This is a genomic window from Amycolatopsis sp. NPDC052450 (genome assembly GCF_044547565.1).
Lineage (GTDB): Bacteria > Actinomycetota > Actinomycetes > Mycobacteriales > Pseudonocardiaceae > Amycolatopsis.
On the sequence record NZ_JBIUAQ010000002.1, the window covers coordinates 372,501 to 391,539 of the forward strand.

Sequence of the window (19,039 nt, forward strand, 5' to 3'; positions counted from 1 at the left end):
TCGTCATGCGAATGCCCCCGATCAAGCCCGATGACCTGTCCGACGAGCAACGTCCACTGGACCAGCACGTACGCGGGATACTGGCTGGCCTCCACCCGCCGTTCACCACGACGGATGGCAACAACTCGCTGATCGGCCCGTTTCCCGTGATGCTTCGCTTCCCCGAGCTCGCCAAGCCATTGCTGGAGTGGTTCACTTCGGTCACAAGCAGCAGCGTGCTGCCGGCTCGTGTGCGCGAGGTCGCCACCCTCACCATCGGAGCCCGATACGGTGCGGCGTACGAGCTCTATTCGCACAGCAGGATCGCCCTGGCGATCGGACTTTCCGGCGACGTCGTCGCGGCACTGGCCGCCGGGCAACGCCCCGCCGATCTGACACCGGAGGAGACCGTAGCGCACGATGTGGCGGCTCGCCTCCACACCGGCGCGCCGATACCAGGTGCGCTGTACCGAACCGCCGTCAATGCCTTCGGCGAGTTCGGCACCGCTGAACTCGTCTTCCTGGTCGCCCAGTACGCGAGTATTTCGATGGTCCTCAACGCCTACGACGTCCCGACCCCGATCGATGCCGAATGAGACCATACAAGGAGAAGGTCAACATGTTGCGCGTCGCGAGGACAGGCTCCTTCTATCCCGCGACATCGGGGGCATAGACCACGACGTATTCTGCCGTGTCCGGCGCTAGCGAGCCGTCCGGAAGGCCGTCAGCGACCCGCTCATTCTTGGGTGATGAAGTCCAGCAGCGGCTTGTTCGCGTCGGCGCGGGCGCGGTTGTACTCGTCGACCCCGGCTTGTCCTTGCTCGGCCGCGCAGGAGCTCGATGTCCTCCGCGGCCATCGGCCTACTCCGCACACGCAAGCCGTGGGCCTGTTCATGCGAGCCGAACGATCGCCGAGCCACGGCTGGGTCAGCCCGCGCCGGACTACCCTGCACGGCCGCCGGCTTCCCGCCGCGTGCTTCCGTGCCGTAACTCCGCACCGACCGGTTGCGTCACTTTCCCGCGACGACGCCGCGGTGATTCACGGGCTCGGCTGTGGGAGCGGCGATCAAACCGACGCCGAGTGGCGTGCACCAATGCAGGACGGCTTTGCCGTCGCGATGGGTGGTGATCAGCCGGGCGTCGCGCAGAGTCCTGGCTTGCATCGAGGCCGCGGACACGGAGACGTGCAGGGTGCGCGCGAGTTCGGTCGTGGTGTGCGGCTTCGTCAGAGCACGCAAAGTGTCCGCTCGCGTGCCGCCTAGCAGTGCCGCGAGCGGATCGCCGACCGTGTCGGCGTCGTGCAAGGGAAGCGGCGTGAGAGCCGGGAAGATGACCAACGCCGGTCCTGCGGGCTGCGGTGCCACGAGAACCCGGCCAGTCCAGAACAGTGACGGCAGGAGCACCACGCCTTCGCCGCGCAACGTCACTTCCCTGTCAACGTCGGGCGAATCGATCTCCAGGCTCATGTCGCGCCACCGCAAGCCGGCGGACAGACTCGTGAAGGTGCGCTCGAGTCCGTGCCGGGCAAGGAAATGCGCGCGCCAGGCCGCTTCGGCGTGGAAGGCGACCTGGAGCCGTGGCCACTCCACGGCCAGGATTTGCCTGTGCGCTTCCCTTACCGCGTGCTCGAGGATGCGCCAAGCGTGACGATCCTGTGCGGCCAGCTGCCGAATCCAGGCGGTCCGCGGCCGGTCGACCGCACAGATCCGTCGCAATTCCGCCTCGACGACCGCTCGGTCGGTAGCGAGAACCTGAGACAAGCCATCCTCCAGCCCGACACTCGGCGGGTCGAGGAACAGAGGTCCGATACCGGTAGGAGACAACAACTGCAGTAGCGGCTCGGCCCGCACGGGCAGACCGCGTGCCGTCCGTCTTCGCCAGCCACCGAAGACGTGGCGATCGTCGCGGCGCTGCAACGTCATCAGCGCAAGGACCAGTTCCATCAGCGGAGCGGGAGTGTCCGCCACAGTGACCTTCAGCAGGTCTTCCGCAGTAAAAAACACCTTCAGCACGTCATCCCCCAGATACGGCTCCGCCGCACGTTTCAGTTGTGGTTGAACACATGGCAGCACAGTCGAGAGTGCCAGACACTGGTCATGCGATCCACTGGATCAAGTTCCCACGACGGGTTACTCCTCAACTGGGGCCATCGAATGATTTCCATTGCGTCTTCACGGCGACGCATTCACATCGGAAAAGACCGATCGAGAGGGAGAATGATGAGAAAATCGCTACACCGCCCCTGGCTCACACTGCCTGCCGTGGTCGCGGCGACGCTGGTCAGCGTCAGCGGGACAGCCACGGCCGCACCCGCCGGAACGCACACCGAACCCGTTCAGATCATGGACTGCAGTCACCCACATTCGAACAAGGACAGCGGCTCGGGCCGGACGACAACGGTTCTGCGCTACCGGACCGGGCCGCACACCTCCTGCGAGCCACTGGGACAAGCCGGCGATAACACGCTGATCTACTACCACTGCTGGACTTCCGGTGAATCGGTCGGCGGCGTGAGTACCTGGACTTGGGGACGCGTCGCGGGCACACAGCGCGCAGGCTGGTTCTCCGACAAGTACCTCAGCAACGGCGGCTCCACGAAGAAGTGCTGAGCTGAGACCGTGGTGCCGAGCCCCCGCCCGGCACCACGGTCACCACCCGGCGCGGCAAAACTCGGTGCCACGCCGAAATGCGGCACGGCCAGAATCTGACTTTTGACTTTGCCAAGGCGTTTGGAGCTGGCGGTCTGGCCGGCTTGCGCGCACTCCAGCATCGGTGCCACACAGAGAGAATCTGACCTCACCGAAAATCGTGTGTCCCAAGCGCAGCTGCGCTGCGCCGGTCCTCGCGAAGGTGAACCCGACCGATGGAGCGATCGCCGCGGGCCGATCCGGGTACCAGAAGGATTATGTGGATGGTGCTGGTGATCCCGCTGCTGCTCATGTCATTCGCGCTGCTGATGGAGCGTGCCGAAGCGAACATGCCCTGAACGGGATCCAAGTCGCTACCCCGAACCGACCTGAGGCCCTTCCGAGCTGCTAGCAGTTACCCGTTCACCCCCGCATACTGTTGATGAACGTCGAACGCCGCGGCGCTCCATCCAGTCATCGTCCTGCGGCTGCATGTCGTGCCGGGGAGTGCGGGTCACACCGCCGACACGAGCGCACGGGTCCGGCGGTGTGATCGGCGCCGACCGCTACCTCGATCTTCGCTTCATGGAGTAATCAAAGGCCATGGTGGCGACAGTGACGTGGAAATCAAACATCAATTTAGAGTGATCGCGCGTGTCCCGGCGGACAAGCCGGGCGACAGTGGGTGAGCAAGCTCCGCGAAAGCGGTTGACCCCCGGCGGACACCATTCCACAATGAGGTGAATGTCGATCGATGATGTGCCTGCCGGACGCTCCTCTTTAGACAGATTACCCGAAAGTGATTTCGGCGGCACCGATTTCAGGTTTCGGTTTGCCGGTCTTCTTGCCGTACCCGACACTATGGTGCATGGATAGCATGGTGTCCGAAGACGAGGCCACAACGGAGTCCGACGTCCGGTTCCCGATCGTCCTGCGGGGATACGACCGCCGACAGGTCGACGAATACGTGCGGGCGACGGAGAAGCGTGTGGATCGGCACGAGAAGGCCCGGAGAACAGCGGAACGCAGGCTCGCCAAAGCCCAGGTTCCGGCGCCTCGAACTGCGGAGACGAACCAAGCCAATGGGTTGGGCAGGCGAATCGAAAAAATTATTGCGGTCGCCAAAGCCGAAGCCGAGGAGATCAAGAAACAGGCTCGTAAGGAGAGCGAAGACCTGCTGGCGGCAGCCCAGAAAGCCACCGCCGAGGCGGAAAGCGCCCGCGAAGAGATGGAACGCGCCGCGCGCCGCGAAGCCCAGCTCATCCTCTCCCGTGCCGAGCGGGAAGCGGCGTCTATTCAGAAGGCGCACCGGGCGGTCCTGTCCGAACTCGGACAGATCGCGCACGCCGTCGTTGAATTGCGTACTCGCTTCGGTGGGGAGGTCAAGTCCGAAGGCACTGCCGAGGAGAAGTCCGTACCTCTGGCCGCCGGGGCGACGAATGACGGGTGACTTCTGAACTGGCGCCGACCCGGATATATCGGGCGGCGGACCAGGCAGGCCCAGGGCCCGCACAGCTGAACCTGCAGGCCCTTCTTACGTCGCGGCTCAGCTCAGCGGGAGCCCCGCGCCTTAGCAGCACGAATACGCGCCATCTGAACACGCAGCCGCGCCGGTAGGTGACATCGAGTGACGGCAGAACGGTCTGTGGCGCTAGACTGCGGGTGCAGGAGGTTCTTCGCGCGTTCCGATTCGACGGTACGCCGCCTTCGCGGCATTACCGACCTCGCGCGAACGACGAAGGATTTCGCCGCGGGAAGGATGCGGCACGTTCCTCCTCGTCCAGCAGCGGGCTTGGAAGCACCCCGACACCGAACTAGCTCGGTGATCGCGCTGGTGCCCCGGTCCGGCGCCGCCTGCTCCCTCGCACGGATCCGGGTCCCCGTCGTGTGCGTAGCCGACGGGGAGAGCTGGTCATGGACAAGGTGCGGGACGAGTCGTTGCCTCGGGTCCTCGACGAGGTCACCGGAGCGCTGGAAACGTTGATCGCGGCGCTGGACAACGCCGACGACTCCGCGGTCCTGCTGCACCAGGTGTGCCGGCAGGTGACCCGGGCGGTACCCGGTGTCGACGAGGCCTCCATCACCCTGATCACCGACGGTGTGGCCACCACCGCCGCAACCACCAGCGACATCGCCGCCGCGCTGGACCGCGACCAGTACGCCCTCGGAGACGGCCCCTGCCTGCGAGCCGCCCGCACCGGCACCATCGTGCGCGTATCCATCTCCGACGCCACCGAGATGTGGCCGGTATTCGCGAAAGACTCGGCCGAAGCCGGATTCGGCAGCTTCCTGTCCGCACCACTTGCGGTCGGCGACCGGCATACCGGGGCGGTCAACTGCTACAGCACCCGCGGCCACGGCTTCGCCGAACTCGACGAGAAACTGCTCGACCTCTACACCACCGCCGTCACCGCCGCCCTGCACGCCTACAACCGCTACCAGCTCCTACACGACACCGCCGAACATCTCAGCACGGCATTGACCAGCCGCGCGGTCATCGACCAGGCCAAAGGCATCCTCATGGTCCTGCACCGGATCTCCGCCGACGACGCGTTCGCCCGGCTCGTCGAACAGTCCCAGCGCGACAACGTCAAGCTGCGCGACCTGGCCGCCCGGTTCATCACCCACGCCACCGGCATAGCACCCACGCCGTGACCACACCCGCGCGGTCAGCGCGGCCGGTGTCCCCTTGCTTCGGTCCTTGCGGACCAGCTTTCGGCGGTCAGGTGAATGTCACGCATGGCGTTCACCTCCTCGCCTCGAAGAGTCAGCACTTCCCGGTATCGGGAAACACTGCGAATGCGGACAAATAAATTATCGCCCTGCGCGGGTCGGGGTAAACGGCGACCGCGAGTCGACCACCCGTCCGTGTCGCGCGACCTAGCAGACTATCTCTAGCAACACTCTTCGTCCGGTACGGCCTTTTCTCGCTCCGTGTGGGTGAAGCGAAGCAACGCTGGGCGGAAAGCCCGTTCACCTGTCGGGATTGCCCAGGTGCCAACAAGAACCTGGCCGGACTGGTCGAGATAGGTGGCCGATAAACCCATTCGCCCACACGAACGAGCGGCCAAATATCAGCTACGTCGGCGCGACTTCGGTGACACATGCTGTCATGCATATTGGTAGATACTATCGAAAAGATCAATCCGTACCGGTGCGCTCTCATCACGACCGTGTATGCGCGATATAAATCGCCGGAGAAGCCACCATCGACATTGCCGGCGAGGGCGGCCTGCCTGCATCGCCACGGCCATGGTCGGACGGGTGAGGACGCGCCTCGGCGATCGTGCCCTGGCAGCGCCTACGACAAGCGTTGGCAGGACGCACTTTCCGGGGCGTCACGCCGCAACCGGAAGGGCATTCTGGCCGACCCGTCCGCCCCAGCCGCCGACGGAAAGCGAGATCAATTCATGAAGGCGCGTCACCTGCGTCCGATGAGGGACTTCGACGCTGCCGCATCCACGGCACTGATGACCAGCGGCTTCGGGTCGATCGATGTGCAACCCGAAAGAGCCGCCCCTTTGCCACGGACGAATCGCATCCCGGTGGAGCCTGTCCGGGGGCACTCGCAGGATGCACATTGCGTCCGGCCTGGGCATTGCTGCCGGGACGCGGCGTCGCCAATGACGGCTATCGAGTCCAGATCCGCAGGTAGCGTGGCTTGGTCGTTCTTGTAGTCGGGGTCGGCGTTCTCGGCTTGGCGTAGCAGGTTGTCTTGTTCACGGGCGGTGTCGGCGGTCTTCTTCCGGAGGGCCGTGCCTTGCCGCGGCCAGCGGGGCGAGCTACCGGGACGTCAGATCGCGGAGACGCGCCGAGACTGCGGGCCCTTTTAGCCCTGCCCGATCTCGAACTCCACACGCTGCCCTTCATCCAGGGACTTGAAGCCGTTGCCCTGATCTCCAGAGCCATTCTCTCCGGCACCAGCCCGACCGCACACCCGTCGGAGCGACGGCTCGCACAACAAGTCGAATGGCTCGATGAGTGTGGCTTTCACCGCGGATCCGCGGTGAAAGCCACACTCACCGCATTCACTTGAGGCGTACCGGAAGACTCGTGTGCCCGTTCGAAATGAACGACGGCATCTTCTCCAGTTCGGAAACCTCCGTCGCCAGGGCCAGATCGGGGAACCGTTCGAACAGCGCCGGTAGTGCGAGTTCCGCTTCCAGCCGCGCCAAGGGCGCGCCGAGGCAGTAGTGCACCCCGTGCCCGAACGACAAGTGCTGACTCTTCGATTCCCGCGAAAGCCGGAACTCGTCCGCGTCGGAACCGTGCGCCTCGGGCGAGCGGCCCGCTGCCGCGTACGAAGCCAGGATCGCCTCGCCCGCCTTGATGTGCACCCCGTCGATCTCGATGTCCTCCACCGCGTACCGCAGCGGAAGGTTCGCGATCGGCGCTTGCCACCGCATGGTCTCGTCGATCACCTCGGCCCAGGTGTGCTCCCCGGAGCGCACCTTCGCCAGCTCCTCCGGATGCGTCAGCAGCGCCAGGATCGCATGGTGCAACAGGTTCACCGTGGTCTCGTGCCCGGCCGAGATCATCAGGATCAGCGTGTCGATCAGCTCGGCCTCCTCCAGCACCGAACCGTCCTCGTCCCGCGCGGCGATCAGGCCGCTGGCGAGGTCCTCACCGGGATTCACCCGCCCGTTCGCCACCAGCTGCCCGAGAATCCCGTACATCAGCACGCCGTTCGCCTGCGCCTCCTCGGCGCTGAGCGAGGTGTTGAACACCCCGTCCACCGCGCGCCGCAGCTCCGGCCGGTGCTCTTCGGGCACGCCGAAGAGCTGGCAGATCACCTCGATCGGCAGCGGATAGGCGAAGTTCTCCCTCAGGTCCACCGAATCCGGCCCGGCGGCGAGCCGGTCCAGCAGGCCGGTGGTCAGCTCCTCGACCCACGGCCGCAGTGCTTCCACCCGGCGCGGGGTGAACGCCTTCGACACCAGCGAACGCAGCCGCCGGTGGTCGCCGCCGTAGGCGGTGAACATGTTCTGCACCGAGACCCAGATCCGCAGCGGCCAGTCCTCAGGGATCTCACCGTCGCGGTAGGCCGCCCAGTGCAGGTTCGGGTTCTTCGACACCCGCGGGTCGGACAGCAGTTTCCGCAGCAGCTCCGGCTGGGTTACTGACCACGCCACCACTTCGCCAGGGAGTTCCACCAGCGTCGCGGCTCCCCGGGCGCGGAGTTCGGCGCCTTCGGTGTGGATGTCACGGCCGTTGGGATCGAGGACGAACGGGCGGGCTGGTGCCATGGGTGCTCTCCTGTCGGGTCGGGAACGGGACTGGCCGGTGCGACGACGGGGGTGAACAGGACCGGGAGACCGGCCAGCGCGCGGTGGAACGGGCCGGGCCGCCAGCGCAATTCGGCGTCCGGCACAGCCAGGCGCAGATCCGGCAGCGCGTCGAGCAGGGTCTCGATGGCGGTGGTGGCGATCAGCCGCGCCGGCCCCTGCGCCGGGCAGGAGTGCACCCCGGCGCTCCAGGCGATATGCGCCCGGTTACCGGCCCGCTGGGCCTCGCCCAGCTCGGGATCGGTGTTGGCGGCGGCGAAACTGATCACCACGGGCTCGTCGGCAGGCAGCCGCGCGCCCATCAGGTCGGCCGCCGGATAGGGGTAACCAGCGGAGTAGTTGGCCATGGGCGGGTCGCTCCAGAGGATCTCCTCCAGCGCGTCCTCCACGTGCAGGCTGCCGCCGGCCAGGTCCCCGGCGAAGCGCTCGTCCACCAGCAGCAGCCGCAGCCCGTTGGCGATCAGATTCTGCTGCGGTTCGGTGCCCGCGCCCATCAGCAGCACCAGCTGGTGCAGCATCTCCTCGTCGGTCAGCCCTGAGGGATGCGCCATCATCCACGAGGGCACGTCCTGGCCCGGCTGCCGCCGCTTGAGCGCCAGCAGGTCCAGCATGGCCGCGGTCAGCTCGGCGTTGGCACGCTCCGGATCCACCATGTCGAAGATCCCGCGCATCCCCGCGGTGAGCCGCTCGCCCAGTTCCGGCGGGCAGCCGAAGAGGTGGTTGAACACCTGAAGGGAAAGGGTTCCGGCGTACTCGGTGAGCAGGTCCGCCCGGCCGTTCCGGGAGAACTTCGCGATCAGCTCCCGCGCGGCCTTCTCCACGTAGTCCAGAAGGGCGTGCGGGTTCACCCGCGAGATGCTGTCGGTGACCGCGCTGCGGTAGCGCGCGTGCACCGCGCCGTCGGTGAACAGGCAGTTCGGCCGGTAGCCCATCATCGGCATCACCGGGTTGTCCGGCGGCTGATTGGCCTGCCAGCGGCGCGGGTCCCGCGGATAGGTCTGCGGGGAGCGCAGCACGTCCAGCGCCGCCTCGTAGCTCAGCACCAGGCTCGCGTTCACCCCCGGCGCCAGCTCGACCGGCGCGACGTGGCCGTGTTCCTTGCGCATCCGCGCGTAGACCCCCGCCGGGTTCGCGGCGAATTCCTCGTCGTAGAGCGAGGTGCGCGTGGCGTGAGCGGGACAACCGGGGGGCGGGATGGCGGGAACGGTCACGAATGCTCCTGGCGGACGGGAGTGAACAGGTAGTCGACCAGGCTGATCAACGCCGAGGCGGCGGACGCGCGATCGCGGGCGTCACAGGTGACCAGCCGGGTCTGGGGTAGCAGATCGAGCGCCTCGCGCAGCTCGGCATCGGGAAAACGCGGTGCGCCGTCGAACTGGTTGACCGCCACCGCGTAGGGCAGGTCCAGTTCCTCCAGCAGGCCCATCACGTCGAAGGAGTCCTGCAGGCGGCTGGGATCGACCAGCACCAGCGCCCCGAGCGCGCCGTGGGCCAGGTCCTTCCACATCTGCGTGAACCGCTGCTGGCCCGGGGCGCCGAAGAGGTAGAGCACCACCTCGTCGCTCAGTGTCAGGCGTCCGAAGTCCATGGCCACCGTGGTGGTGTCCTTGCCGCGCACGCCGGACAGGTCGTCGACCAGTGCGCCCGCCTGCGTCATCCGCTCCTCGGTGCGCAGCGGGCGGATCTCCGAGAGGGTGCCGACAAAGGTGGTCTTCCCTACCGCGAACGGGCCGACGATGAGGATCTTCACCGAGGTCCGGACCGTGGCGGAAACGTATCGGTCAGGTGAGAGCACGGAGGCCATCGAGTACCTTCTGCAGGAGTTGCTGGTCGGGGACTTCGGTCTCGCGCACCGCGGCCCGTGATTCGATGTGCCCGCTGTCGAGCAGGTCCGACAACAGCACCTTGGTGACGCTGGTGGGCAGCTTGAGATGTGCCGCCACCTCCGCGACGGCCAGCGCGCCGCCCCGGCACAGCTCCATCACCCGCCGTTTTTCCGGGCTCAGCCCGGTCACCGGTGCCCAGGTGGCCAGCACCACGGTGGCCACGTCCAGGGTGTTGCGGGTCGGATGGGCCCGGCCCTCGGTGACCACGTGCGGCCGGACCAGCGCCCGCTCCCGCCACTGCCCGCTCATGCCGGGTTGCCAGGTCCCTCGGCCGGAAAGCGCGGTGGCGCGGTGAGTTCCTGGCCGAGTCTTTGCACCAGCTCTTGCAGTCGCGAGGAAACACCCTCGATGTCCACCCGGCCGGTGGTGGACACCGCGACGTAGGCGCCCTGTCCGGCGGAGGTCAGGAAGACGAACCCGCCGTCGAATTCGATCAGCGTCTGCCGCCACTGCTCCGGCGGCTGACGGCAGAACTCGCCGGTGGCGCGGGCGAGCGACTGGAGCCCGGAGACCGCGGCGGCGGTGCGCTCGGCGTCCTCCACGGTGATTCCCTGCGAATGGGCCATCAGCAGGCCGTCGGCCGAGAGCAGCACCGCGGAGATGGTCTCCGGCATCTGCAGGGCCTGATCGAGCATCCAGCCCAACCGGTTGTTGGTGGTGACGGAGCTGCTCACTGGAAATCCCTTTCGTCAGCGGTGGAAGAAGCGCGGCCCTGGCGGGTGCCGCGCTGCCAGGCCGTGGCCGTGGCGACCGGGCTGTGGTTCACCGGGGACTCGGTCACTTCCGGCGCGGCGGGCGGCGGCACCGGAACCGACAGCGTGGTGGTGGCCGAGCCGGTCACCGGGGCGCGTCGGCGACGGCGAGGCAGGCCGTGCGCGGTGGTGCCCAGTTCCTCGGCCGGTTCGGCCGGCTGTGGTTCCGGCGCGGGAGCACGCACGGGCGGGGTCGGGCTGGGAGTGATCGCGGCCGGGCTGGCGGGCGCGGCCAGCGACGGGACTTCCTGCGGCGCCGGCGCCGGGACGGCGGCGCGGGTGAGCAGCTCGCTCGGCAGGAACAGCACCGCGCGCACCCCGCCGAAGGGCGAGCGCATGTCCACGGAGACGCGGAAGCCGTAGCGGCGGGAAAGCACGCCGATGACGGCGAAACCGATCCTCGGCGGCACACCGAGCGCGGCGATGTCCTGACCGCCGTGGCCTTCCAGTAGCCAGCCCGCGCGCTGCACCGCTTCCACCGTCATGCCGACCCCGGCGTCGTCGATGACGATCGCCAGCCCGTTGTGTGCCTGCTGGAAGGTGACCTGCACGGGTGAGCCGGGCTGCGAGTGGCGGGCGCCGTTGTCCAGCAGTTCGGCCACCGCGAGCACCACCGGTTCCACGGCCTGGCTGACCACCGCGGTGTCCGAAGGCGCCGGGATCTGCACGCGCGCGTAGTCGCGGATGCGGCCGGTGGCCCCGCGCACCACGTCGGTCAGGGTCGCGGCGGAGCGCTGCAGGCCCGGCCACGAACCACAGAGCACGGCGGTCGCCTGGGCGCGGCGGCCCAGCTGCGAGTTCGCGTGGTCCAGGCCGAGCAGGCCGTCGAGCACGTCGGGATTGTCGTGACGCTCCTCCATCGCCGAGATCAGCACCTGCTGCTCCCCCGCGAGGTTCTGCACCGTGCGCATCATCGCGCGCAGGGTGGCGGCGGCGGATTCGGCGGCGTTGCGGCGGGTCTGGCCGGTCAGCTCGCTGATCACCACGAGCAGTTCACGGTGGGGGTCCTCGCCGTTGAAGGCACGCAAGGGGCCGGGCACGGTCACGGCCTGGTTGGCCTGCGACTCGACGATGGCAGGCAACCGCCTGTGCAGCAGGTGCCGGTCCTCCTCCTCCCGGGCGCGGAGTTCGGCCAGCAGCTGCTCACCACGACGGCCGGTGTTGGCGGTGACCCGGCGCTGGCGCACCAGCAACAGCGCGAAGGCCGCGGCGAGCAGCGAGACGCAGACCAGTACTGCCATCAGCAGGGGGTACTCCATGAAATCCTCACGATCGACAGGGCAAGGACGCCTGGGCCGAGCCGGGGGATCATGCGGCAGCTCCACGGCAGCGGGGATCGAAGGACGTCATCAGCAGCGAGTACCGTAGCGCAAACACGCCGTGAGCGGCAGCCGCTTCCCGCGAGAAAAATGGTTCTGTGCAGGGTAAGCCGAGCGAGAAAGTTCCGGACCGTGCCCGCGAGGCCACCGGCGGCGCGGTGAGGTAGGGCGACGGAGGCACCCGGATGCCGTCGACGGGTGGGCTGCGCGTTCGGGCAACGAGTCGTGTTCGTTCGTTCATCTTTTCCTGTGAGACCCACGAAACACTGTGCCCCAACGGCATCGTCGTCAAGTGAACGCGAGCACCGGGTCGCGTGACGCGCTCCGCTCCGCGCGCATGAGGAGGAACGCGGGAATCATGACCGGATTGGACGTCGCCACGGACGATCTCACCGCGCACGCGACTCAATCTCGACGCGTTGACCGATCGGCTGGGCACCGCTTTGTCGGCGGCGGGGCACCAATCCCCGGGCGAGCGCTGCTTCCACGAAAGCGGGCAAGTACGAGGAATTCGCGCGGCAGGCCGAGATTCTGCGGTTGACAGCGAGCAGCCGCGACGGCGGCGGCGAAGTTCGGGCGACCGTGCGCCAAGCCCAAGCCGGGATCGCGAGCCAGGTCGGTGACGAGGATCCGGAGAGCTGCGCTCACGCTTTCCGGCCAGGAAGCCGAAACCGCGCCATCCGAGACAGAGGTGCCGCCTTCACCTGACCACAGCGAAGACGTCGAGAGCTCACCGTGGTGACTATTTTCGAGACGGAGCCTCGACGTGAGCAACCTTTTGGTCGCGACCGCGGAAGCCACCAGCGCTGTCGCCGGCGCCCTGCTGCCGGGTCCGCGACCGAGCTGATCCAGACACCGCGGTGAGACGGACACGGCCCAGTGGACCGGTGAAGCGAGTGACCCGCCGCCGACATCGTGGTCCGCGCCTCCGAACTGCCGGGGGGGGGGACCGCTCGGCTCTACCAACACGAGTTTCGAGAACCTCGCCCGTTTCGCGCCCAGCCGCCGGCTTGCGCCGTGACCTGCGACGTCACGATGAAAAGGGCTCAACGTGCACGATTCGCCGATCAGAAGTTGTGTGTTCACTGCCCGGGATTGTCGGGGCGGTCTGGTAGATGATGGGCATGTTCCGCGACTTCAACTTCAAGCTGCTGGTCATCGACAAGCTCATGTACCAGGACAAGCTCATCCAGCCCCGTTTCCGGATCGCCGACATTCTTTACGCCAAGGGCGCCACCGGTGACCTCTGGAAGTACCTGCGCGAACAGGACCTGCTGTACACCGTCCTTGAAGAAGCCCGCCAGTACTTCACCGACTTGGAAATCACTCCCGACCAGCTGTCCGCCGTGGACGAACTGACCACTGACGGCGGCTTGGAGATCTACCACCAGTGCTCGCCGTTCTGGGACGGAGAGGACGACCTCTTCGACGTCACTTCACTGGACGACCTCGCCCTGCTACCCAACCTCCGCGTGATCCACGGCGGCGAGGCCATGATGGCCGCCCCCGGCGCCGAGGACACCCTCAAGGCCCGCGGAATCGCCGTGGAATGACCCCTTTCATCGTGGGCACGGTTGACCGCCTTCTGCTCGCGTGACAGGTGAGGGCGTGTGGCGTGGCGCTTGACCAGGGGTGCGGACCCATCACGGTCACCCCCATCCTTTCGTCGTCGAGCCGCCCTCGACTCTCACACCAATTTTCCTGGAGCAGATCTGGAGCAAGATCTTGCTGGCCGGTGGCGCCGGAGTGGGTCTTGGTGTTGCCGATCTCGTCGTAGGTGTGCCGCGACGGAAGTCGCGGTCAGGCGCGGATCGCGGGCTCGGGAGTGACCCCGGTGGCGGTGCTCGTGATCTGCCAGAGCTCGCTTGCGAGCCTGCGGTCCTTGGCGGCGGCCGAGCGGCGTGCCGGGCCGGCCGGGCCGCGGATCTCGAATGGTCCGGTCGGGCCCAGGTAGTCGCCGCCGTCGGCGGGTCCGGTGGCGGCGATGAGCTGGGGTGCGATACCGGCGGTGACCGGCTGGGAGAGGTATCGGTCCGGCAGCACGAGGAGGCGGGACCTCCACGTGCTCCCGCGGGCCAGGGCGTTGGCCAGCAGCTGTGACGTCGTCAGTCCCGGGTGGGCGGCGATCGACAGCACCGGGTCGCCGGCGGTGCGCAGCCGCCGATCGAGCTCCGCGGCGAAGAGGAGGTTCGCGAGTTTGGAGGCTCCGTAGGCGCGGGTCGGCGAGTAGCGCCGGCGTTCCCAATGCAGGTCGGCGAGGTCGAGTCCGCCGGTGCGGTGGCCGAGGCTGGAGGTCGTCACGACCCGGGCGGGCCGCCCGCGGTCTCCGGCTGCCCGCAGCGCGGGCATCAGCAGCCAGGTCAGCGCGGCCGGGCCGAGGTGGTTGGTTCCGATCTGCAGCTCGAACCCGTCCCGGGTCCGGCTGTGCGGCCCCAGCGATACCGCGGCGTTGTTGATCAGCACGTCCACCTGGTCCCCGGTGCGTTCCCGGATCTCCGCGGCGGCGGCCCGTACCGAGGAGAGGTCGGCCAGGTCGAGCAGAACGGGTTCGGCCGACCCGGTGCCGTCGATCCCGGCTCGCACCTGGTCGACGGCCGCTGCTCCACGCTCGGCGTCGCGAACGGTCATCAGGATCCGGGCGCCGGCCGCGGCCAACGCACCGGAGAGGGCGAGGCCGAGACCGGAAGTCGTCCCGGTGACGACAATGGTGCGGCCCGTCAAATCGGGCAGGAGTTCTCGCGGAGGCAATTCATGTGACACTGTCATATGAACAGCCTGCCCACTTCGGATGACACTGTCAACTAGAATGGCCGGTGTGACACGCACCGAGACCGCCGAGGCCACGCGGCAAGCTCTTGTCCGCGCTGCTTCCGAGTTGCTCGACCAGGGCGGTCCCGACGCGGTGACCCTGCGAGCCGTCGGAGCGCGGGCCGGAGTCTCGCGAGGTGCGCCCTACGGGCACTTCGAGAACAAAGAACATTTGCTGGCCCAGCTCGCCATCAACGCGTGGAGCTCCCTGGCGGACGACGTCGAGCACCTTCGCGAGAACCTCGAGTCCACTTCGGACATACGGCTGGAGCGGGCCATCCTGGCGTTGATCGACGTCGCTCGCCGGCGGCCGCACCGGTACGCGCTGATGTTCAGTGCTCCGGCCGATACCCCTGCCGCCCTGGAGGCCGCGGGCCGTCTAGAGGGCGTGTTCCTGGCCCTGGTCGCGGATATGGTCGGGGAATCCGACGCGCCTCGGTACGGCGCGCTGCTGATGTCGAGTGCACACGGCATCGCGGGAATGGAACTCAGCGGTCATCTGGCCAAGGACACGTGGCAGGTCAGCGTGGAGCAACTCGTGCACATGCTGATCGACGCGATCCGAGCCGGCTGAACGGAGGAGCCCCTCCATAAGGAGCTGAAGGGAGCTTTCACCGCGTGACATGCGGTGAAAGCTCCCTTCGCCACGTCAGACGCGGCGAAGGCTCCCTTCGGCTCCCTCGAGACTGGACGACGACGCGGATCGCCGGTATCGGCGGGCGAGCACCACGCAGGTACCGCTGAGCAGGGCGAGCGCGGTGATCCAGTAGCTGGGCGCGAGGGTGGAGCCAGTGGCCGCGATCAGCAGGGTGATGGCCAGCGGGGTGACGCCGCCGAAGAGGATGACGCCGAGGTTGTAGCTGATCGACAGTCCCGTTCCCCGGCCGCCGACAGGGAACATTTCGGCCATGGCCGCGGGTAGCGGCCCGGCGTACCAAGCTTTGACCAGGCCCATCAGCGCCAAGGCCGTCACCAGGGTGACCATCGCCGGTGCGGCGCGGATGAGCAGGAACAGCGGAAGGCTGATGAGCGCGATCACGGCGGCGGCCGCGGTGAGCATCCGGGTCCTCCCGATCCTGTCGGAGAGATGACCGGCTACGGGCGTGAGCACGGTGAGGACGACACCGGTCACGAAGGTCGCGGTGAAACTCGTCGACGGGGACATGCCGAGGTGCCGGATGGCGAACGTCGGCATGTAGGTGATCAGGTAGGAGAATCCCGTCGAGACCGCGATCATGCCCATGACCAGCAGCACCCGTGTCTTGTGGTGCCGCATGAGGTGCACCAGTGGGCGCGGCGGCCCGGACTCCGGCTTGGCGCGTGCGGCGATGAACTCCGGTGAGTCGCGCAGCCGGGTACGGATGTAGTAGCCGGCCGGGCCGAGCAGCAGGGCGACCGCGAACGGTATCCGCCATCCCCACGCGTCGAACTGCGCCGGGCTCAGGAACCCACTCGTGATCGCGAGCAAGCCGGTCGCGAGCAGGACCGCGAACGCCTGGCTGGCGGTCTGCCAGCTCCCCATGAAGCCACGCCGCCCGGCATGGCTCTCGACGAGCAGTGCGGTGGCGGAGCCGAACTCACCACCGGCGGAGAATCCTTGAAGCACCAGCGCGACGAGCATGCCGATCGGCGCGAGCACGCCGATCGTCCCGTAGCCGGGCAGGATCACGATCAGGAACGAGCCGAGCGTCATCAGCCGGATCGCCACGGTCAAGGCCGCCAGCCGTCCGGCCCGGTCGGCGTACACACCGAGTACCACCGCGCCGATCGGCCGGGCCAGGTAGGCGGCCACGGCCGTCCCGAGCGCCAGCATCAACGAGGTCACCGGGTCGGCCGAGGGAAAGAACTGCCGCGCGATGACGTCGGCGACCAGTGCGTAGGCGGTGAAACTCAGCCATTCCAGCATGTTCCCGGTCGAGGCGGCCGCGACGAGGCGCACTGTCGCGTTCATCGTCGGCCGATGCTGGAGAGGACGCCGGCCGCGGTCACGATGCCCTGATGGAACCGATGGAGTTCGAAGTTCTCGTTCGGCGCGTGGTTGCGTTCGTCCACATTGGCCAGCGCGATGCCGTAACAGGGCAGTGCCAGACCGTCGGTGAGCGCCGCGATCGGCAGGCTGCCGCCCAGTGCCGGGACGGCCAAAGCCTGCTTCCCGTGCGCCTCGGTCACCCCGCGCAGTACGAGGTCGGCATAGGGAGCGTCGGGCAGGGTCCGGGACGCTTCCATCGTCGCCCCGAACCGCAGTTCGGCGTGCGGCAGGTGCTTGGCGACGTGCGCGCGGACCGCGTCGATGACCGTCTCGGACCGCTGTCCGCAGGCCAGCCGCATGTCGCACCGGGCGACCGCGACCGACGGGATCACCGTCCGGTGGTCGCCGTTGTCCAGGCAGGTCAACGAATTGATGCTGAACGTTGGCGTCGCGAGTCGTTCGTTGACGTCGTTGCGATGGCCGGTCTCCATCCGGTCCAATCCCGCTCCCGCCAGCATCGCGGCCGGGTCGATCGGCAGGGCGCGCAACGCGTCGAGCTCGGCGTCGGTCAAGCCCGTCACACCCGCGTCGTAGCCGTCGATGGTCACCTGGCCGTCGGGTGCGCGCATGGTGGAGAGCAGCCCGATCAGCTCCCAGGCCGGATTCGGCGCGACGTTGCCCCAGTTCCCGGAATGCAGCGCGCTGTTCGCGCCACGCACCGTGATCTCGAAGGCCACGACGCCGCGGACTCCCAGCACGACGGTCGGCTCGTAACTGTCGTGCACCGGCCCGTCGCTCCAGAGCGCGACATCCGCGGCCAGCTCCTCCCGCATCGCCGTGAGCGTGCCGGTCAGATGGGGGCTGCCGATCTCCTCCTCGCCGTCGAGGATGACGGTCACCGAGCACGGCAGTCCCCCGTGGGTGTCGCGCAGTGCCCGGAGGGCGAGGAGCTGGGCGAAATGTTGTCCCTTGTTGTCACCGGTGCCACGGCCGTACATCCGGCCGTCTCGGATGCTCGCTTCGAACGGTGGGCTGTGCCATTCCTCCAGCGGTCCCGCCGGCTGAACGTCGTAGTGCCCGTAGATCACCGCATGCGGGCTGCCCGCCGGACCCGCCGCGTGCCCGACGACCAGCGGCCAGCCGCCGGTCTCCACGACCCGTGAGCTGAGCCCGCTGCGTTCCAGCAACTCCCGCGCGTACGGCGTGGCCCGTTCCATGCCCTCCCCCGTGGCGCTCACGCTGGGCACCGCGATCCAGTCCGCGAGTTCCTGCTGGTGCCGCAGCCGGTGCCGCTGCACATAGTCCTTGACCGAGTCCACGTCGACTCCCATCGATTTCATCGAGTGAAATTGATTTCGAGTATGGGAATCGATTACAGTCCTGTCAATGGCCGGACAGATCGAGCCCCCAGCCGCGACGCCGGAAGAGCTGCGCGCGCTCTCCCACCCGCTGAGCTGGCGCATCCTGCGGTTGTGCCTGGACGCGGCATGGACCAACCAGCAACTCGCCGAACGCCTCGACGTCGCGCCCGCCACGCTGCTGCGCAGGCTGCGGATACTGACTTCAACGGGATTCCTCGTGGCCGAGAAGCCACGGCGAGGACCTAAAGGCGCCTGGGAACACCCCTACCGGGCGACCAAGAAGACCTGGCGTCTCAACCTCGAACCGGGGAGCGACCTTCACCTCACGGCCAAGGTCGACCTCGCCATTCTGGACGCGCACCGGGCGGAGATCAGCGAGAACGACCCTTCAGTCCCCCAGCACACCCGCCGGGCGGTTCTGCGGCTGGATCCCCGCGACCAAGCGGAGCTGAACAGCAGGGTCGACGCGCTCCTCGACGAGTTCGCCGGGCGAGAGAGATCGGACCAGGCGCCCATCGCCATCCTGTGGAACGCCGTCGAACGCCACGAGCCTCCCGGACAGCCGTGATGGCCACGTCGAGGGCGCCCGGGTAGCCCCGCTGAGACGGTGCGCCGCCGATTACCCCCTGCGGGACTCGACGCTGTGTGGGCTTGATGGGCCAGGGTGGTCGTCGGTGGCAAGTCAGGCGGTTGCGGGTTGTTTCTTGAGGTGACCAAACGTGGCGTAACCCAGCTTCCAGTGTTCACCTATGACATTTCGGCAAGCGCAGGGCTCCGCAGAGGCGTCGGCGGCGGAGACCAGCCTCGCGCGCCGACGTGGTCTGTCAGAGCGAGAGCAAGGTCGTCGAGAGGTACCTCGACGCGCTGGCGGAGAACTCGCGGTCGTGGGCGGCGAAGAATGCCGATTCGGTGCGGAAATCCGGCTGTGCTCGTAAATCCGTATCGATATCCGGCCGTTTCGCGCCTGACCCCGGGGGGGTATGAGGTGCGTGGGGGGGGGGGCCCATTGGGGCCCCCCCCGCCGCCCGCCTGGGGGTGTGGGACCGGGGGCCC

General features: G+C 67.7%; 19 protein-coding genes and 1 pseudogene. 8 read left to right on the top strand and 12 right to left on the bottom strand.

What is annotated here, in order from left to right; genetic code table 11:
• Positions 1–11: 11 nt before the first annotated feature.
• On the top strand, positions 12–575 hold the full coding sequence (locus tag ACIHAO_RS06650; RefSeq protein ID WP_396555118.1) for a carboxymuconolactone decarboxylase family protein: 564 nt from the start codon (positions 12–14) through the stop codon (positions 573–575).
• A gap of 140 nt (positions 576–715) precedes the next feature.
• On the opposite strand, the gene ACIHAO_RS06655 is transcribed toward ACIHAO_RS06650, so the two are convergent.
• Both ACIHAO_RS06655 and ACIHAO_RS06660 read right to left on the bottom strand, forming a co-directional pair.
• On the bottom strand, positions 716–874 hold the full coding sequence (locus tag ACIHAO_RS06655; RefSeq protein ID WP_396555119.1) for a hypothetical protein: 159 nt from the start codon (positions 872–874) through the stop codon (positions 716–718).
• A 115-nt stretch (positions 875–989) separates the two neighbouring features.
• The gene (locus ACIHAO_RS06660) at positions 990–1,991 is read right to left on the bottom strand and encodes an ArsR/SmtB family transcription factor (RefSeq protein ID WP_396555120.1); all 1,002 of its coding nucleotides are present in this window, start codon (positions 1,989–1,991) and stop codon (positions 990–992) included.
• Positions 1,992–2,240: 249 nt separating this feature from the next.
• On the opposite strand from ACIHAO_RS06660, the gene ACIHAO_RS06665 reads away from it, so the two are divergent.
• From ACIHAO_RS06665 to ACIHAO_RS06680, 4 genes are all read left to right on the top strand, one after another.
• On the top strand, positions 2,241–2,588 hold the full coding sequence (locus tag ACIHAO_RS06665; RefSeq protein WP_396555121.1) for a hypothetical protein: 348 nt from the start codon (positions 2,241–2,243) through the stop codon (positions 2,586–2,588).
• A 254-nt stretch (positions 2,589–2,842) separates the two neighbouring features.
• Positions 2,843–2,965 carry a hypothetical protein gene (locus tag ACIHAO_RS06670; RefSeq protein WP_396555122.1) on the top strand — a complete coding sequence of 41 codons (123 nt, stop codon included), beginning with the start codon at positions 2,843–2,845 and terminating at the stop codon, positions 2,963–2,965.
• Positions 2,966–3,474: 509 nt separating this feature from the next.
• Positions 3,475–4,056, top strand: a complete 582-nt coding sequence (locus tag ACIHAO_RS06675; protein ID WP_396555123.1) for a DivIVA domain-containing protein — start codon at positions 3,475–3,477, stop codon at positions 4,054–4,056.
• Positions 4,057–4,520: 464 nt separating this feature from the next.
• On the top strand, positions 4,521–5,261 hold the full coding sequence (locus ACIHAO_RS06680) for an ANTAR domain-containing protein (protein WP_396555124.1): 741 nt from the start codon (positions 4,521–4,523) through the stop codon (positions 5,259–5,261).
• Positions 5,262–6,435: 1,174 nt separating this feature from the next.
• On the opposite strand, the pseudogene ACIHAO_RS06685 reads toward ACIHAO_RS06680, so the two are convergent.
• From ACIHAO_RS06685 to ACIHAO_RS06715, 7 genes and pseudogenes are all read right to left on the bottom strand, one after another.
• Positions 6,436–6,501 (bottom strand): annotated as a pseudogene (locus tag ACIHAO_RS06685) (cold-shock protein); the annotation flags it as partial.
• Positions 6,502–6,634: 133 nt separating this feature from the next.
• Positions 6,635–7,741 (bottom strand): cytochrome P450, encoded by a 1,107-nt coding sequence (locus ACIHAO_RS06690; protein ID WP_396555394.1) that lies wholly within the window; start codon positions 7,739–7,741, stop codon positions 6,635–6,637.
• Positions 7,723–9,102, bottom strand: coding sequence for a cytochrome P450 (locus ACIHAO_RS06695; RefSeq protein ID WP_396555125.1), 1,380 nt, complete (start codon positions 9,100–9,102; stop codon positions 7,723–7,725). The genes ACIHAO_RS06690 and ACIHAO_RS06695 overlap by 19 nt, the downstream gene beginning before the upstream one ends.
• The gene (locus ACIHAO_RS06700; RefSeq protein WP_396555126.1) at positions 9,099–9,695 is read right to left on the bottom strand and encodes a GTP-binding protein; all 597 of its coding nucleotides are present in this window, start codon (positions 9,693–9,695) and stop codon (positions 9,099–9,101) included. The genes ACIHAO_RS06695 and ACIHAO_RS06700 overlap by 4 nt, the downstream gene beginning before the upstream one ends.
• On the bottom strand, positions 9,673–10,026 hold the full coding sequence (locus ACIHAO_RS06705) for a DUF742 domain-containing protein (RefSeq protein ID WP_396555127.1): 354 nt from the start codon (positions 10,024–10,026) through the stop codon (positions 9,673–9,675). Before ACIHAO_RS06705 ends, ACIHAO_RS06700 begins: the two co-directional genes overlap by 23 nt.
• Complete coding sequence (locus ACIHAO_RS06710) at positions 10,023–10,451, bottom strand: roadblock/LC7 domain-containing protein (RefSeq protein WP_005153253.1); 429 nt, start codon at positions 10,449–10,451, stop codon at positions 10,023–10,025. The genes ACIHAO_RS06705 and ACIHAO_RS06710 overlap by 4 nt, the downstream gene beginning before the upstream one ends.
• Positions 10,448–11,788, bottom strand: a complete 1,341-nt coding sequence (locus ACIHAO_RS06715) for an ATP-binding protein (protein ID WP_396555128.1) — start codon at positions 11,786–11,788, stop codon at positions 10,448–10,450. The genes ACIHAO_RS06710 and ACIHAO_RS06715 overlap by 4 nt, the downstream gene beginning before the upstream one ends.
• A 1,184-nt stretch (positions 11,789–12,972) precedes the next feature.
• Here ACIHAO_RS06715 and ACIHAO_RS06720 point away from each other — a divergent pair.
• Positions 12,973–13,401: a DUF6892 domain-containing protein gene (locus ACIHAO_RS06720; protein ID WP_396555129.1), complete on the top strand. Its 429-nt coding sequence runs from the start codon at positions 12,973–12,975 to the stop codon at positions 13,399–13,401.
• Between the two features lie 247 nt (positions 13,402–13,648).
• On the opposite strand, the gene ACIHAO_RS06725 is transcribed toward ACIHAO_RS06720, so the two are convergent.
• Positions 13,649–14,614, bottom strand: coding sequence for an SDR family NAD(P)-dependent oxidoreductase (locus ACIHAO_RS06725; RefSeq protein ID WP_396555130.1), 966 nt, complete (start codon positions 14,612–14,614; stop codon positions 13,649–13,651).
• A gap of 49 nt (positions 14,615–14,663) precedes the next feature.
• Between ACIHAO_RS06725 and ACIHAO_RS06730 the strand changes: the two genes are divergently transcribed.
• Positions 14,664–15,230, top strand: a complete 567-nt coding sequence (locus tag ACIHAO_RS06730) for a TetR/AcrR family transcriptional regulator (RefSeq protein ID WP_396555131.1) — start codon at positions 14,664–14,666, stop codon at positions 15,228–15,230.
• Positions 15,231–15,305: 75 nt separating this feature from the next.
• Here the strand turns inward: ACIHAO_RS06730 and ACIHAO_RS06735 are convergent, their stop codons facing one another.
• Together ACIHAO_RS06735 and ACIHAO_RS06740 are read right to left on the bottom strand one after the other, a co-directional pair.
• A complete protein-coding gene (locus tag ACIHAO_RS06735; RefSeq protein WP_396555132.1) occupies positions 15,306–16,607 on the bottom strand; it encodes an MFS transporter in 1,302 nt (433 codons plus the stop codon).
• On the bottom strand, positions 16,604–17,965 hold the full coding sequence (locus tag ACIHAO_RS06740) for a M20/M25/M40 family metallo-hydrolase (RefSeq protein ID WP_396555133.1): 1,362 nt from the start codon (positions 17,963–17,965) through the stop codon (positions 16,604–16,606). Before ACIHAO_RS06740 ends, ACIHAO_RS06735 begins: the two co-directional genes overlap by 4 nt.
• A gap of 46 nt (positions 17,966–18,011) precedes the next feature.
• Between ACIHAO_RS06740 and ACIHAO_RS06745 the strand changes: the two genes are divergently transcribed.
• Entirely contained in the window at positions 18,012–18,554 is a 543-nt protein-coding gene (locus tag ACIHAO_RS06745) for a helix-turn-helix domain-containing protein (protein WP_396555134.1), read from the top strand.
• The last annotated feature ends 485 nt before the right edge of the window (positions 18,555–19,039 follow it).